16 protein-coding genes are annotated in these 15,525 nt (G+C 50.0%); 10 read left to right on the top strand and 6 right to left on the bottom strand.

The window, feature by feature from the left end; all coding sequences use genetic code 11:
• Nucleotides 1-6: 6 nt before the first annotated feature.
• Complete coding sequence (locus AB3R30_RS07175; RefSeq protein ID WP_458648476.1) at nt 7-441, bottom strand: hypothetical protein; 435 nt, start codon at nt 439-441, stop codon at nt 7-9.
• An 11-nt stretch (nt 442-452) separates the two neighbouring features.
• Complete coding sequence (locus AB3R30_RS07170) at nt 453-2,846, bottom strand: hypothetical protein (RefSeq protein ID WP_458648475.1); 2,394 nt, start codon at nt 2,844-2,846, stop codon at nt 453-455.
• Nucleotides 2,847-3,064: 218 nt separating this feature from the next.
• Between AB3R30_RS07170 and AB3R30_RS07165 the strand changes: the two genes are divergently transcribed.
• Together AB3R30_RS07165 and AB3R30_RS07160 are read left to right on the top strand one after the other, a co-directional pair.
• Nucleotides 3,065-4,708: an ATP-binding protein gene (locus AB3R30_RS07165; protein ID WP_458648474.1), complete on the top strand. Its 1,644-nt coding sequence runs from the start codon at nt 3,065-3,067 to the stop codon at nt 4,706-4,708.
• A complete protein-coding gene (locus AB3R30_RS07160) occupies nt 4,705-5,265 on the top strand; it encodes a hypothetical protein (RefSeq protein ID WP_458648473.1) in 561 nt (186 codons plus the stop codon). The genes AB3R30_RS07165 and AB3R30_RS07160 overlap by 4 nt, the downstream gene beginning before the upstream one ends.
• Before the next feature lie 2 nt (nt 5,266-5,267).
• Here AB3R30_RS07160 and AB3R30_RS07155 read toward each other — a convergent pair whose 3' ends face one another.
• On the bottom strand, nt 5,268-5,588 hold the full coding sequence (locus AB3R30_RS07155) for a hypothetical protein (protein WP_458648472.1): 321 nt from the start codon (nt 5,586-5,588) through the stop codon (nt 5,268-5,270).
• Nucleotides 5,589-6,048: 460 nt separating this feature from the next.
• Between AB3R30_RS07155 and AB3R30_RS07150 the strand changes: the two genes are divergently transcribed.
• A complete protein-coding gene (locus AB3R30_RS07150; RefSeq protein WP_458648471.1) occupies nt 6,049-6,726 on the top strand; it encodes a hypothetical protein in 678 nt (225 codons plus the stop codon).
• Here AB3R30_RS07150 and AB3R30_RS07145 read toward each other — a convergent pair.
• Entirely contained in the window at nt 6,679-7,086 is a 408-nt protein-coding gene (locus tag AB3R30_RS07145; protein WP_458648470.1) for a hypothetical protein, read from the bottom strand. The two genes, AB3R30_RS07150 and AB3R30_RS07145, sit on opposite strands and share 48 nt — an antisense overlap.
• A gap of 103 nt (nt 7,087-7,189) precedes the next feature.
• Between AB3R30_RS07145 and AB3R30_RS07140 the strand changes: the two genes are divergently transcribed.
• From AB3R30_RS07140 to AB3R30_RS07120, 5 genes are all read left to right on the top strand, one after another.
• Nucleotides 7,190-7,693 (top strand): hypothetical protein, encoded by a 504-nt coding sequence (locus AB3R30_RS07140; protein ID WP_458648469.1) that lies wholly within the window; start codon nt 7,190-7,192, stop codon nt 7,691-7,693.
• Between the two features lie 87 nt (nt 7,694-7,780).
• A complete protein-coding gene (locus tag AB3R30_RS07135) occupies nt 7,781-9,202 on the top strand; it encodes an ATP-dependent DNA helicase (protein WP_458648468.1) in 1,422 nt (473 codons plus the stop codon).
• A 71-nt stretch (nt 9,203-9,273) separates the two neighbouring features.
• Complete coding sequence (gene dnaN / locus AB3R30_RS07130; RefSeq protein ID WP_458648467.1) at nt 9,274-10,818, top strand: DNA polymerase III subunit beta; 1,545 nt, start codon at nt 9,274-9,276, stop codon at nt 10,816-10,818.
• Nucleotides 10,819-10,920: 102 nt separating this feature from the next.
• Nucleotides 10,921-12,300 (top strand): DNA polymerase III subunit gamma/tau, encoded by a 1,380-nt coding sequence (gene dnaX / locus AB3R30_RS07125; protein WP_458648466.1) that lies wholly within the window; start codon nt 10,921-10,923, stop codon nt 12,298-12,300.
• Between the two features lie 48 nt (nt 12,301-12,348).
• Nucleotides 12,349-12,996: a type I restriction endonuclease gene (locus AB3R30_RS07120; RefSeq protein ID WP_458648465.1), complete on the top strand. Its 648-nt coding sequence runs from the start codon at nt 12,349-12,351 to the stop codon at nt 12,994-12,996.
• 19 nt (nt 12,997-13,015) lie between these two features.
• Here AB3R30_RS07120 and AB3R30_RS07115 read toward each other — a convergent pair whose 3' ends face one another.
• Nucleotides 13,016-13,279, bottom strand: coding sequence for a hypothetical protein (locus AB3R30_RS07115; RefSeq protein WP_458648464.1), 264 nt, complete (start codon nt 13,277-13,279; stop codon nt 13,016-13,018).
• Between the two features lie 19 nt (nt 13,280-13,298).
• Nucleotides 13,299-13,889 (bottom strand): hypothetical protein, encoded by a 591-nt coding sequence (locus AB3R30_RS07110; RefSeq protein ID WP_458648463.1) that lies wholly within the window; start codon nt 13,887-13,889, stop codon nt 13,299-13,301.
• A 51-nt stretch (nt 13,890-13,940) separates the two neighbouring features.
• On the opposite strand from AB3R30_RS07110, the gene holA reads away from it, so the two are divergent.
• Complete coding sequence (gene holA, locus AB3R30_RS07105) at nt 13,941-14,903, top strand: DNA polymerase III subunit delta (protein WP_458648462.1); 963 nt, start codon at nt 13,941-13,943, stop codon at nt 14,901-14,903.
• Nucleotides 14,904-14,993: 90 nt separating this feature from the next.
• Entirely contained in the window at nt 14,994-15,464 is a 471-nt protein-coding gene (locus AB3R30_RS07100) for a DEAD/DEAH box helicase (RefSeq protein ID WP_458648461.1), read from the top strand.
• Nucleotides 15,465-15,525: the final 61 nt, after the last annotated feature.

Here is a 15,525-nt window from a genome sequence, read left to right as displayed (position 1 = left end):
ACTCTCCTATTGTTGATACTTACGCCAATTTGGGTCATATTGATTCAGCAGTTTCTCAGCCGTTTTTTGAGGCACACCCGATTGTTTCAACCCTTGTAATCCGAGGTATCCTCCACCCGATGTGATCACTGTCCAACCACTGCTGTTCTGCTTGAGTAGCGTATTGCCACCCATTTCGCCGCGTGCCCAACCCACAAGCGCAAACCTATCTGCGATCGCCACCTCATGTAATTTGGCTTTGATAGTGACACCTTGACGATTGAGGTATTGCAGAACCGCTTTCTGAACTGCCGCTTTGGCTGAGTTAGCTTGAGCTACCAATGCTGGCTGAGATGTTGCCCTTGCAACTTGAGTCGTCTGTATCCACGGCTCGATCGCGATCGTTGTGAACAGCATTGCTAAAACCAGCAGCATAAAAGTCATACGTTTGTAGTGAGACATGATTAACCTCCTTATTTGACAACTCGATAAATCTCTTCCGTTGGTGCTTCCCGGATGTAAGCACTGTTGTTGTAGTACCCATTAAAGGTGCGGTCAGACTTCCAGCGAAACGAAGCTCGACTGGAGGAATTGGATAACACTTGAGAGCAGCCATCATTCTGACAAATGCCAATGTGTTCATACCCTTTTGCCAGAATGATGTCCCCTGCTTTTGCCTGACTTGGACTGACCCGCACTCCACGCCCCGCTTTCAAATCCGCTGCCACCGATGGCACGTAATCCGGGTTTGCTCCAACGGGTTGAATTCCGGCTTTGCCCAATACCCGATTCACCGACCAGGCGCAGGCTTCTCGACCACCTTTCGGTCCCGCACTGGTGTCCATCCCATACGCACTGGCAGACGCATTCGCAATTTTGGCATTGAGGCTACCAGCGGTGACTAATTTGTTCCCAACACTCGGTTCCTGACATTTCGCCTTACTGCTTTGCCCATAATTGCTGCGCGCCTTCACTCCATAGCCATAGGTTGAGGTGCCCAAGTCATCACCGCCACCGCCATCTACGGCAGAATAATCCCCAGCAAAATGCTTCTGTGCCACCCGCTCAATCAAGCGATCGCCCACAAACGGCTTTCCAGTCTTCAGATCAATTTGCTTGGCTGTCGTTTTCAGCTTGTCTGCCAATGACCCTTGAAACGCCGTATCCTGATCTTCTGGCGGAAAGAAACGGGCGAGGTCATTGGCAGTGGGGCGATCGCCTTTTCTCACCCGATCTAAAAACGCCTGTCCACCCGGTCTAGTCGTAATCCGAGTAGTGGCGTATTCGTTGTAATTCATGAATTGGTACTTGCCCAAGCCCCGACCACATAGCCCAGCACCATCACAGCCATACGTTCCCACCGCGCTGTAGCCACCACTCCCCCGACTTTCAATACTTTGAATGGCACCAGCGAGAACATCAAGGCTAACCCCTTGCACCACTTTGCCTGAACACAACGTCAGGCTTTCCTCCTCATCCCCATCATCCCCGCCAAAGCCAGGGTCGCTAAAGCCCTTGATTGGAACCGCATCCTCCACTTTTGCTCCCGTCGATTCAGAATATCCTCGACTTGCCCCTTGCCAATTGGGGCGACCGATAAAGATTGGCATCCCGACTTTGTAGGTGAAGAATGGTACGGGTCCAATAAAGTAGGGTGTCGCACCACACTTGGCTTTGAAGCGGAAGTAGAGTGCTGTACTAACCGTATCAGCGGTTTCAGACGGCTCTAGGACTACCACCTTGAACGCCGGACCAAACGAATGTCGCCCCGTCGGTTCCTTCCCCCCATTTGCCCACTGGAGACAACCCTCTCCCCCTTCCACTTCCTGATACTTTCCCGATACCCATTGTTTGCCTTCAAAACTACCTCGCACACGCCGCCCTGAGTTCTCCAAATCATCGAGTTCAATGTAGGCACAGTCTTTTTTGCAACCCACGCTAAACCCGGCTTGATAAGAACCAGAAACCGTTCGTTTGGTTCCTCCTGACCCTTCTGCTGGACTGTACGCTGCATCAATGCGGGCAAATAGGTTGCCGATGTCCGCGATCTCTGTAGGAAAGTCTGTCAGAGATAAATCCCCTAACCCTGGCACGCTGGCAATCTGCGTCTCGATCCAGCTCCGGAACTCGCCCAACTCCACCTGACCTAGATTGGGAATGGCATTGAGGGGATACCGACTTTGATCAACCGTATTGAGAGTCGTGGTTGCCAAATTGGGATGCTGGCTAAGAAGTTGTGCCAGAGTTTCGTTGCCATTTATGGTTCCAATCGCCTTTTCCACCGCTGCTTGAATGGGTGTGACTGCCTGTATCTGGAACTCTTTGAGCGCTGGCACGATCGCTGCGAGATCCCCCAAGGTTTGTTTACCTACCAATGGAAACTGACTCAGCAATATCGTATTGATATCTGCATTGGTTCGTTGACTAATCGCATCCAACGTCAGACGATCCACCCGCAGGTCACTCAAGTCACCCAGGTGAAGAACCTGATCGAGTGCTTGACCCGCTTGCCAAGTGCGTTGCTGATCACCAATCCGAATGCTGCCCCTTTGTTGAATTGGAGGCAGATCGGAAAAGCTGATACTGCTCCAGTCCGGCACCAGTGTTTGTACAGTGGTCAGGTTGCCTTGGCGATCGCGAAGCTCAATCTCCTGAATTTGGGTTGGTAGCCCATTGGTGGTTGAAGTGGGAGCCGCCAATGCAGTTGGGTTCACAGCAACTATCATCAACAGCCAGTAGAGAAAGACCTGGACAGCAATGAGCAGGACTTGCTGTAAACCCTTTATGGGGTGCTTTCGAGCCTTGCGCGATCGCCTATGTTGTTTTGAAGAAAATCGCTGGGTACAGGTGGAGGACACCGAGTTCATGGGAATCTTGCCAATGAAATTCGCTACGTCCTTTGTTTTAGAGAAGTTGCGCGATGATTTCGCCGGGCAATCAGGAGGTTTTGATCCCTACCAACCAGGAGAGTTGCATGAGTGAACTGAAAAGATCCCCCAATCTGGTGACTAGCTTCCTGCCAGTTGGTTGAGAAACGATGCCGCATATATTTGATTGACTAAAAGCTGAGTTGTTTTGATTACCCATGCAAGATATTCGTGCGATTCCAACTTTGTTTCACGCAGATACGCCGCTAGTGGCACTCAAATCTCCGTTGACCGAGCGTCCCTATGTCCTGGCGCATTTATGCCATTGGGCAATCGAAGCCGATGTTTCTCTCTATTTCTGGAGCGTCGGTTATCGCCAAGTGCAGCAGGTGACGTATATCAATGGGCAAGTGCAATGTACCGTTGTCTCTGAGCAACTCGTCGATTGCATCTTTCCATTTCTCTGCAATCACCACGAGCCGAGTTGGTTCGTCCTAGAAGGCTTGCTGAAACCTGATGATTTGGGTGAGCTATCCGTAGAACGAGTTGCAGAACTGACCGATACCTTCTACGCGCTCAGTCAACACGTTCAGCAGCGAGTTTTGTTGCTGAATGACGATGTGCCTTTGCCCATTTCCTTGATACCCCTGATTCCTGTGCTGGAGAATCCGTTACCCGATGCAGAAGCCGTGATGCAATCAGTGCAAGCTGTCTGTGCTCAATATCCACATTTAGTTAAAGAGAGTGAAGTCCCAGACCTGAACCCGCTAATGCGCGCATGTTTGGGATTACCTCGATTAGAATTGCGACTGGCATTGACACGACTGGCACTCTTTTGTCATGACTTGGCTTGCTTAGCAACGGCAATGCTCGACTACAAAGTCTCCAAACTTAAAGGGCGGGGATTGGAGTTCATTGCCCAACCCGATGTTCCGACTGGTGGACTCGATTTGCTAGAAGCCATCCTGGAGCGAGATTGCAGCTTGCTCTCACCCCACGCTGCCCAGTACGGTTTATCTCTGCCTAAAGGCATTTTGCTCTGGGGACCGCCCGGAACTGGAAAGAGCCTGTCTGCTAAACATGCAGCGCTCAAACTGGGGGTGCCGTTGATTGCTGCTAATTGGGGCAGCTTGAGATCGCCCAAGCCCGGTCAATCAGAAAATAACCTGGATTTTCTGCTCCAACAATGCGGCATCAATGCACCCGTAGTGCTGTTCTTTGATGACTTCGATAAAGGCTTTGCTGGGTGGAGTTCCGACACTGATGGCGGCGTAGAGAGTAGATTGGCGAACAAGCTGCTCACCTGGATGCAGGAACGGGTAGAGCCGGTCTACGTGGTTGCGACTTGTAACCGTCTGGAGAAACTTCCACCCGAACTGATCCGGCGATTTGACACGATCGTCTTTGTCGATCTCCCCCATGCCGGAGCCATGAAGGAAATCTTCGACCTGCATTTGGCAAAATACTTTCCAGCGTTTCGTGACTCTGCCCACTCACCGTTGAGCGATCGCGACTGGCGACGATTGCTTAAAGCGACGCATCTTTGTACGCCAGCAGAAATTGGTCAGATCGCTCAAAAAGCAGCACAGGAAGCGTTTTATCAGAATAGACCAGGGTATTGCACAGTGGATGACTTGCTGTATCAGCGATCTCTCATGGTGCCAGCGATGGTACGGGAAGAGGAAGCAATTCTGGCAATTCGTAATCGGGCAGCCTTTGCCCGTCCGGCGGCTTCCCCCGACACCAGTCAGTGGTCAACCCCACAGAAACGGTTATTGCGCCATCAAGCAGCAACCGAGTTAGAGCCAGTGGATGACTGGCAAGTGTCGCAGTTTGTGGTTAGTCATGGAGAACTCAAATGAATAGTAATGAACAAGACCCCAATTACCCATCGGGCTATGGTGGGGATGGCTATGGCAACGATGAGGAAACTGGTGCCGAAGTTGGTTATGGAAAGAGCGGCTATGGCAATGTGGGCTATAACGGCACAGGCTACAGCACTGAAGGCTATGGCGGCAATGCTTATACTATGCAATCTGCTGTTGATGGGTCAAGTACTGCGTTTGACCCCAACCCTTCAGACTCTGGTTACACGCCAACCGATGTATGGAGTTCCGGCTACCAGGAAAACGTTTATGACCAGGCAGCTTTACTCGATACTCCTTACCTTGATACCGCTGGTGATCCCAATCGTGGCGGCAATCCAGCCTATAGATACTCCATTTCCGATGAGTCGCTGGCTCACCTCAAACCGATAACGCCATCTGGGTTTGAGCAATTAGAGCTTGCTGTGCCGATTCAACCGCAGCAGAAGTTACAGGTGACTGAAGCTCAGAAGGCGAAAGAAGTAGAGCAGTTGCGGCGATCTCAACCCAAAGTGTATCGCTCGAAGGTGTTTGATGTGGAATTAGAACTGTAGCGTCATTTGCGTTTCAAGTTTTTCAAGTAGAGACTGTGATGAATGCCACCACTTTTGTAACGTAAGTAGGGATAGGGACCACAGCCATTGATGATTTTCCACTCAATCCGGGGGCTGGCTCCTGCTTTTGACTTGCGCGATCGCGGGGGCATAGGCTCTAATTCATCAGGTGTTGCTGCTTCATCATCCAGAGCATCCCGCAGTGCCAGGAGTGCTGCGATCAGTTCATCCAGTTCTGGGCGCGGCAGCCCAGACGCTAGGGCAACCAAACTTTCGACATTGACCGCTTGAGTTGTCTTTCTGGGTTTGCGCTGACGGGGCATGAGGAACTCCTAAACCCAGATAAATTTAGGGTACGCAGTAATCCCTGAACAATCGGACTTTCAAGCAATTTAGCACCCTAAATTTAGACCATCAATTTAGCACCCTAAATTTAAACCATAAAAAATAACTTTAGGGTACGCATTAATGCTTTCAGGTAAGGAATTTAAGCCTTATCTGTACCCTAAATTTGTAGAAATAGCTAAATTTAGGGTGCGCTTTAATTCTTGTATATCAATAGTTTAGCCCTTATTTGCACCCTAAATCTTATGAAGGCGCTCAAATTTAGGGTACGCCTAAATGAATATCTATCAGGCATTTGAGACTTATTTGCACCCTAAGTTTTTAGCATCTGTATCAAGACCCTCCGCCCGTCACCTCACTTAGCTACCGTTCCAAGCTTTAAGTGAATTGCCCGCAGCGACTGCTGCTGAAGTCATAGTCCCACCACTTTCCCAGACTATGACTCAGCAATCAGATTTGCTTAACGCCTTATTCCCAGATGTAAAAGATATTCCACTGCCAGAACCGTCATTCACACCCCAAACCCTCTGCATGATGCGGGCGATCGCCCAGCTTGAACCCGTCAGCCCTGGTTTTCTCAGCGTCCTGCTGCAACTGCTGGATGTCAAAGCGGCTCACCTCAGCTACTTTCGCGGTCCGATCATTGTTGGCAAAAGCGAATGGACGAATCTGGATGTGGTTGCCAAACTCCGACCCGCTGTCATGCAAGAACGGTTCCTGCATATCTTGGATGAAGTAGAACAGGGAACCCTGACTGAAACGATCACACCCGCTGAAATTGTTTGTGCGCTGCAACCCCTAACTCTAGTTTCGCCCCTATCTAGAGACTATGCTGACCTCTGTGTCTGGGCATTCAATCAAGTCTTGAACCGTCATCCCAGTTTATTTGGAACTGAAGCAGTCCAGTCCTTCACAGCAGATGCTTATTCAATCGAGTTTCGTCGAATTGAGCATGTGTACAAAGACTTGAGTATTCAGATTCGCCGCAAAATTGTGAAGCTGGCACCCAAACGGGAGCGATCTCAACCAACGAAATCGAATGTAACCGACGCTGCTCTGATTAACCAGCTAACAATAGACGAAATGCCTCGTCTGCTCCAACAGTCTTTGTTCTAACAAATCACTATGAACCCGGCACACTCTAGCTCGATGTCCCTGTCGAGTGTAAATCGGAGTTAGTTCTGTTGGTTGAATTAAACCAGCATTAATCAGTGCTTGCATGATGTCTTGCTTGGTTTCAGGAATTAAGCATTCATGCTCCAAAAGCTCTAAAGCTGGAATGTCAATCGTACATTCGATCGCTGCTTCAGTGATTGTGTTGATAAGTTGTAAGGCGATGTTTCCATTGGTATAAGAGCTACTTACCAGACTCAATGTTTGTTCTTTATCGTGGATTGATATCGTCACCCAGGAATTCAATGTTGTTAGGGTTTTCATGTACTGCTTAATTGGTTGATCTTTGGTATACCGAATCATGCCAATGCCAGTCCTGCCCTATCTGACCGATTACTTCTCCCCCAATCAGCCGAATTGCCGCAACTTCAGCTACAATTGCAGTGCTGTATAGGACGGATGAACTATGGCTGTGCGGTGGCTTATTCCCGGCGAATCCCTGCTTGTCAATGACCAGATATTCCCCCTAGCGGGTTGCCATATTGTATTGGAACGTAAGACCAAGCGCTGTATGGATGAAGCGGATCAGGTGCCGACGGTTGAATTGTGGTTTGATAAGCCGCTTGATGGATCGGTTGGGTATGCAGTCTCGGTAGACTCCATTGGCGCTGTCAAGATGCAGCGAGTCACTCAACCGGAACCGCAAACGGACCGATTTCGCTATCAGTGGTTAGTCTGCGTGGATGGGGAAGATGCCGTGAGTTTGCGACAACTGATTCGGCTTCATGCTAAGCAAAGTACTCAACAATGCCTGCGTTTCAATGATGTGCCAACCTCTGCTGTCTCTACTATTGCCAACACAGATTGCCGGATGCAGACTCACCCAACTCGACAACCGCTCAACCGTTGGCTGGAAGAATGTCCTAACTACTGGGATTACATTGACGTGGATCATCCCAGTTACCAGTAACCCTTGCCTCAGTGCCAGTGAGCCTTAACTGAATCGCTACCGCCCCTCTTCGGCTGAAGTTTTGAAGGAAGAAGAGAGGGACGACTCATGACTGATATCAACCCCAGTTCCACAACGGTTGATGTGCCATCTGATGGTACTTTGATTCATTCCATTGTTCCCCCTATTTCCAGTCATCTCCAGCTTGACCTGACCGAACAGCAAGCAGACGCAATCCGGAGATTGCAAGCTTTTGTGCAACCGACCTGCCTGGAGAAGTTTCTACTGATTGCCGGGTTCCCGGGAGTGGGCAAAAGCACCGTCATGGTTTACGCCATCCAGGAATTACAGAATCCCAACCTTGAGTTTGTTCTGACCGCGACCACCAACAAAGCCGTGAATGTGCTCAGCAAAATGGCAGCTCGAATTGGACTTCAAGTTCCCTGCATGACCATTCACCAGTTTCTCGGACTAAAGCTGGTCAAACGCCAGGGCGAGAAAGTGCTCGAAAAAGGTGCGAGTGATTTTGCCCTGCTGCACTACTTCTCAGGCAAACAGGTCGTCGTCTTTGTCGATGAATGTTCCATGATCAACGAAGCTCTCTGGAACTTTTTGGTGCAAGAAACCCAGCGTTCTTATTTAGCACCCAAGTTTGTGCTGATGGGAGATCCGTTTCAACTCAATCCAGTCAATGAGGGTAGATCCCCCAGCTTCAAAGTCACAAACAAAATTATCCTGAACCAGGTTGTGCGGCAGGCAGCCCATAATCCACTGTTAACGATACTCAAGTCATGCCGAACCGCAATCCGCCAGAAAACACCCTTTGAACCTCAAACGAGAGTTACCGCAGATAAGCAACAGGGACTCTTGAAAACCAATCAAAAGACTTTAGTAAGATATGCTCAAAAGCTGGTGATTGAGAACTTTGACACCAATCCAGATCGGTTTCGGATTCTATGTTGGACGAATAGGCGAGTTGATTTTTATAACACGATTTTGCGCCGTCATCGGTATGGCAATGATGCTCCCCGGTTTGTGGTGAATGAGCGCCTGATCAGCACCGAATCCGTCGTTGCCCCCAACAAGAAAGACATCATCTTAAACACCGCAACGGAAATGGTAGTGACAGCGATCGAAGAGCAGTTGCATGAAGGCTATCTTGCCTATCGCCTGACCGTCCTGCCCGAAGGCTACCCCTGTGCCCGTCAGATTTTTGTGCTGCATGAAGCTGACCAGGATCGCTTTGATAGTGAAACAGAACAGCTACTTCAATCTGCCAGACGTAGCCCGGTTCTATGGCGCAAGTATTACGAACATCTGGAAACCTTTGCCCAAGTTCGTCCCTGCTTTGCCGTCACGGTGCATACCTCCCAGGGCAGCACCTTTGAAGAAGTGGCGATCGATGCCGATGATTTGAGAAAACGACTGCGAGATGGGACTCAAGAGAGCCTGACGGAATATAACCGACTGTGGACAGTCGCCGTATCTCGTGCCCAGCGGCGGGTACTGTTTTGTCGCGAAGACGGATAAAGTCGAACTATCATCCCTCAAGTCAATCCGGCTACCGCTCCTTTTAGCTTGATGTCTATTCATTTTTCACTATGGCAACCCGATCCACGACACAAGCTCGATCTCAAACTGCATCCGCCAAACAGCCTCGCAAGAGCAGAAAAGCGGCGGCTGAATCCCAGACTCCTGATGTAGCAGGCGAGTCTCAGGAACAGGACAATCCACAAAGCGATCGCTCTACAACAAATTCAGTCAACCCCTCTGCAAATCAACTTTACGGCACTGTCTCTCAATCGCGTCTGTTTGAAGCATTGAACTTTGTTGTAGAAGCCGTTCCCAGAAAACCCACTCACCCGGTGCTGGCGAATGTCCTGATCACGGCTGATGCGGCTTCCAATCAGATCTCGCTCACCTGCACCGATTTAGCCACAACACTGACCACTCGGTTTGACGCGGAGATTGAACGTTCTGGCACTGTTACCGCTCCAGCAACCTTACTCAAAGACGTGGTGAGTAAATGCCCTGAAGGAGCACTGACTTTGTACTCTGAGTTAAAAGGACAAGCCATTACAGTCGTCGTCACTGATCCACAAGCTGGCATCGTGGAACTGGATGGACTGGCAGCCGATGAATTTCCCACCATGGAGACGATCGCTAAACCCAAACCCGCAATCCTCAACGCTAAAGCGCTGGCAGTTGGGCTAAAGAGCGTCTTGTTTGCAGTTGCCAGAGACCAGGCGAAAGGCATTCTGACCGGAGTAAACTGGCACCTTAGTGATGAGCAACTGACCTGCACTGCCACGGATGGATTACAGATCGCGATCGCCCATTTGGATCTCAAAGGCATTGGGCGGAGCAAACGCTCAAAGACTGCGGCAGCCATCCACTGCACCTTGCCAGCCAGCGCTGTCAAAGCCGTAGTGAAAGCGATTGAGGGGATGTACGTGGACGAATGCAACGTCGCCTATGACGACCATACCCAGAAACTTCAGGTGCAACTGGAGAGCGATCGGCTGCATCATACGATTACCACCCAAGCTTTGCAGGGCGATTATCCCGATGTGGTTGCGATTATCAACCAGCGGTTTAACTTCACCCGGAGTGCCACCCTCAGTCGCGGTGAGTTAGTTGAACGCCTCAGCCGTCTGAGCGCTTTGACTCATAGGGATAAACATGACCTGTTGCTGACGTTTGAGGGCAGCACCCAGACCTTGACTCTTACCATTGAACAAGTGGGCAGTAAGGGCAGGCAGGTGATTGAAGCAACCTTGGATAATCTGGGTTCATTTGCCATCAAACTCAACATCCACCAACTACTGACGATGCTCAAGTCTTTGGGGAGTTCCGGGGTGAGGCTGTGGATGGACAGACCTGACACCATCACTAAACTGGAAGCCGTGGGTGATTGCGAGATCAAAGACTTGGCGATGACCGCCACCTACTTTACCTTACCGTTTGAACCCGCTACGGACACAAATGCTGGCAAGAATGGTGAACCTAGCCAAGCGCCTGAGTCGAATGTTGCGACCATGGACGAAGAGGATGAAACTGCGGCGGATGACGATGAAGAAATGAACGACGAGGAGATAAAGGATGAAGCGGATGAAACTACGGTTGATGAAAATGACGACGAGTAACACATCCAGCCATCTTTACTAACGCTACATCTGGCGACATGAATGCTCCAGCGCCACTTCCCCGACTGGGGCACAAGCTTTGACCTTCACCCTACCTGAATTATGACCACTACCCTTCATCTGGCATACCGACCGCAAACGCTCAAAGATTTGGTCGGACAGCCTACGATTCAGCAAACCTTGAGCAATGCCATTACTCAACAACGGATTGCACCTGCCTACCTGTTCACTGGACCCAGAGGCACGGGCAAGACCAGCACTGCCCGAATCTTTGCTAAGTCCCTCAATTGTTTGAGCGAAGAACATCCCATCCTACAACCCTGTGGTCACTGCCAGTCCTGCCGCTCGATCGAAGTCAGCAATAGCCTGGATGTGACTGAAATTGATGCTGCGTCTCACAACGGCGTGGATGATGCCCGAGAACTGACTCAACGAGTGCATCTATCTCCTGTGCTCGGTCGCTATCGCATCGTCATTGTGGATGAGTGTCACCAACTCACCAATCAGGCGCAAAATGCCCTGCTCAAGTGCATTGAAGAACCGCCCAACCATGTGGTGTTTATCCTCTGTACCACGGAAGCCCATAAAGTACTGCCGACGATCGCCAGTCGCTGTCAGCGGTTTGAGTTTCGAGCCTTGGCAGTGAGGACAATCGTGGCACACCTGCGCTGGATTGCGGACATCGAAGCGATCTCGATTCAAGAGCAGGCACTCCTGGCGATCGCTCGTCTCTGCGATGGTGGGCTGCGAGACGCATTGCAATTGCTGGCACAGGTGAGACTGTTAAGCGATGAGGTAACCGTAAGTCAGGTGATTGAACTGGCAGGCGGAATTGCCGAAGATGATTTGCTGGATTTCTTGCAGGCAATATCCGCAAACGACACCTTTCAACTTCTGCAAACGGCTCGTCAATTGATCGATGTAGGTAAATCGCCCAAACTCATTCTCTCCAGCTTGCTGCAAACCTATCGAGACTTACTGATTGTGCAAGCCGCTCCAAATCAGCGCCATTTACTGACCAGTTCTGTTAGTTCCAATCAGCTTCAAGCGATCGCCCAGGAATGGAGCCATGAAACAATTCAAGCTGGACTAGCGCAACTGCATACCAGTGAGGGACAGATTCGTTTCAGCGGCAACGCCCAGGTCTGGCTAGAAGTCTGTTTATTGAACCTGCTGCCGAAGCAGGCTCGTAAACCCGTATCCCCAGCACCGAAGCTTTCTAGTCAGAACAACGGGAATGGTCGAATCAGCCCTGAGTCGCTTTGGCAGAAGGTGATTGATGTAGCTCCAGGCAATGCCAAACGACTTTTGAGCCGAGCCAGGATGCAAAGCTTCAACGGTAATCATGCTGTGTTTGCCGTCGAAGAACGCTATTTAGAGAAGTTTGAAGCGAATGCTCCTCAAATTGCTCGTCTGATTCAAAAGGTCGCCAGTTGCAGCAATTCTGTAAGTTTGGAATTTAAATTGGTAAGCCTCGTTTAAGAATCGGTATGATCCATTTACAAGCGAACTCCCTTCACTGGACTATCGATGGAAGCCTCAACGATTTCTCAACCTGTTAGCAATCTGGCGCTCAGCGATCTGAGGGATAAATTTCAATTGAGCCGCGATCGGACTGATCCATTTTTTGAACGATGGTTGGATGACGCAGAGACGCTGTCCGACTTTGAGCAACAAGCCCTCGATCGCCTCAAGCGCAACTACGAAAATATCATCGAAACCAATCCTTTAGAGGAAGTGGTCAAACTGGTTGTGGTCGCCCCTCTACTGGATTTAGCGGGGTTTTATCAACCGCCCTTCTCGATTCGTGCTGAAGTTTCGACCAAGTTAGTGGTGACTGAAGGAAGTCAGACGTTCACGGGCAGCATTGATGTGTTGGTCGTTAAACAACGCTTGTGGGTGCTGGTCGTCGAATCCAAGCAATCTCGCTTTGATGTCACCTCTGGTATCCCTCAAGCCCTCAGCTACCTGCTGAGTCAGCCATCTGAAGCTCAACCTCCTGCGACCGACGATCGCTTTGGCATGGTCACTAATGGTCGAGAGGTGGTCTTTCTGAAGCTCAAGCCTGAGCAACCACCCGCCTACGTGCAATCGAGAATCTATCAGGTAATTGAAGTGCGGGAAGACCTGACTCAGATTCTTCAAGGGCTGAAGGTGATTGGTTACCAAATAATCTGATGAAACCAAGCATTGTCAATTAAGCCGTTTCATGTTCAATTCGATGCCTTACTTGGGCTTCTACGGTATCTGCCAACGCCTCAATTTCTTCAGGACGTAACAGATTGTCTAGTTCTGTTTGGAGGAAAGAGACCAATTTAGAGCGATCAATATAATTCATCCGAGCAGCAAGGTATTGACCTAAATGAGGACCGTGATCAACTCCTGCTCCAATATCGCAGTTCGTTTCTTCTTCGATCCGGAGGAGTTCGTCTCGGCGACTTTGACTAATCTGGAAGGTCATTATCCTCTCCTGTTTGCTCTCAGTCCTCATCTTCCCAGTTTATCTCATCTTCCCAGTTCTCACGCACTGACGGCTTGTACCATTCAAAATAGACTAACTGCTCTTTCTCAGAGTCAACTCCACAATCAATCATCCCTAAGCGTCGGTAAAACTCTTCTGCTTGCAGCAAGGCATGAACGCCAACCAGTCCATCGTATTTTAGTTCCTCACTCCGGTATCGAGCAAACTCCATCAGGGTTGAACCCACTAACCGATACCGAGGTGGGTTTTGGATAGAAGGGCGATTCCAGGGAGCGGTCGCTAGCGAATGAACGTAGAGAATCCGACGATTTGAGGCAAACCAGGAGCGATAACCAAGTGTTTCGATCAGCATTAATCCCTGCATCATTTGGTTATGGACAATCGCATAGGTTTCAGCACCTGGTCGAGCGCCATAGGTGCGTTGCTTACGGCTCCACTCCCAGTACCGATCCTCCTCAACCGTTTCAATCAGCATGGGTTTCCAGCAACGTTCAAACTGTTCCAAGTGGCTTTCATTGACAGAACAAAGCGACGCATCGACCGATTGGCGATCAGAGGATTGAATTTGGATCGGGTACTCGATAGACATAAATGAAGCGGTGGTCAGGAAAACTTTTTCATTCAGGAAGTGACAACTATTATGCCCACATTACTTTTAATCGGAGACGACTCCTATCACATTCACCAGGAGATTCGCCAACTCAAACGTCAACTAAATCCAACCTGGTTAGCGTTCAATCATCATCGCTATGGGGCTGAGAATTTGAGTGATGCGATCGCCACTGCTCGGACTCCACCCCTAGCCGATAACCAGCGATTGGTGATTGTGGAAGACTGTTCGTTCAATCAGTTCGGTGACCGACAACTCAACCTGTTGCAAGTGTTACCCCAATTGCCTCTCAGCACAACGCTAGTCTTCACGGGCAAAAGCATCGACAAACGGTTGAAACTCACCAAGCACCTACTCAAGTACAGCATCCTCCAATCCTTAGAACTCATTCCACCCTGGCGAACTGACTTGATTGAAACGGAGATCATGACCAGAGCCAAGTCAATTCACCTGCGTCTCTCCGCTGACTGCATCGAATATCTAGCACAGGCGATCGGCAATAATCTGGCACGCATGGACGCTGAACTAGAGAAACTGAACCTGTATGCTAATGGTCAGCCCTTGAGTCTTGCTGCTGTCAAATCCTTGGTGCCCAACACCACCTACAGCAGCTTACAACTAGCAGAAGCAATCAGACAGGGCAACACTGCCCAAACTGTGCAACGGCTGCATGCGTTACTGTCCAGAGCCGAAGTGCCGCTGGTTATCCTCTCCACGCTGCTAACCCAATTCCGTACCTGGCTTTGGGTCAAATGTGCCTTGAGTGACAAGACTCGACGCAAGGACTCAGAAATTGCTCAACTCTGTGCAATCGGCAACCCAAAGCGGCTTTACTACTTGCGCCAAGAAGTCGCTAAAACATCCATTTCCAGCTTGACTCAAAGTCTGACCCAACTTTTTGAGTTAGAGGTAACGCTCAAGCAGGGGGGCAATTCTGACGTGATGCTACCGACGCTTGCCGGGATTGCACACCTGTTTCAACCGATTAAATAGGCTTCATTGTAGTCGTCGCAGTGTCTTCTCTTTCTTCTTTTCCCCTGCCGGGGATCTTTTTTAGACCTGCAAGCGTGGAAGAAAAAGACGATGGCAACGCCCAACTACAACACCCTACTCCAAAGCTTCTGGACTCCAACGTTGCCTAGCCCAGAAGCAGCGGATAGTCCTCAATCGCTCAACCCTGAACCATCCCCCGATGATATTGCCCAGTTCTTGGGAGACCAACTGCTGTGGCAAGAAACAATCCCAGCCCAGGTAGGAGAGGCGTACCCCATGCCCAAGTCTCTGCCACCCGCACTGAAGCAAGCCTTGACTGCTCAAGGATTTAGCCATCTCTACTCCCACCAGCTAAAAGCGCTTAAAGCTATCCGTGCCGGAAACGATGTGATTCTTACCCCTCCTACCGCAGCAGGTAAAACTCTGGCAGCCTATGTCGGCATCCTGGAAGGCTGTCTGCAACAGAGCTACCGATGCCTGTCGTTCTATGGGTTAAAAGCATTGGCAAGTGATCAGAACAACAAGCTGCAAGCCCTAATCAACAGTAGACCTCTTGCGTGAATAGAGGGAAGTGGCTACAAATAGATCAAGGAGGACTGATGACCTACAAACAACTGAGCCA

It is taken from the genome of Sivoneniella epilithica UHCC 1019 (genome assembly GCF_040830845.1).
In the GTDB taxonomy this organism is placed as follows: domain Bacteria; phylum Cyanobacteriota; class Cyanobacteriia; order Leptolyngbyales; family Leptolyngbyaceae; genus ULC077BIN1.
This window is presented reverse-complemented; position numbering and strand designations above follow the sequence as displayed.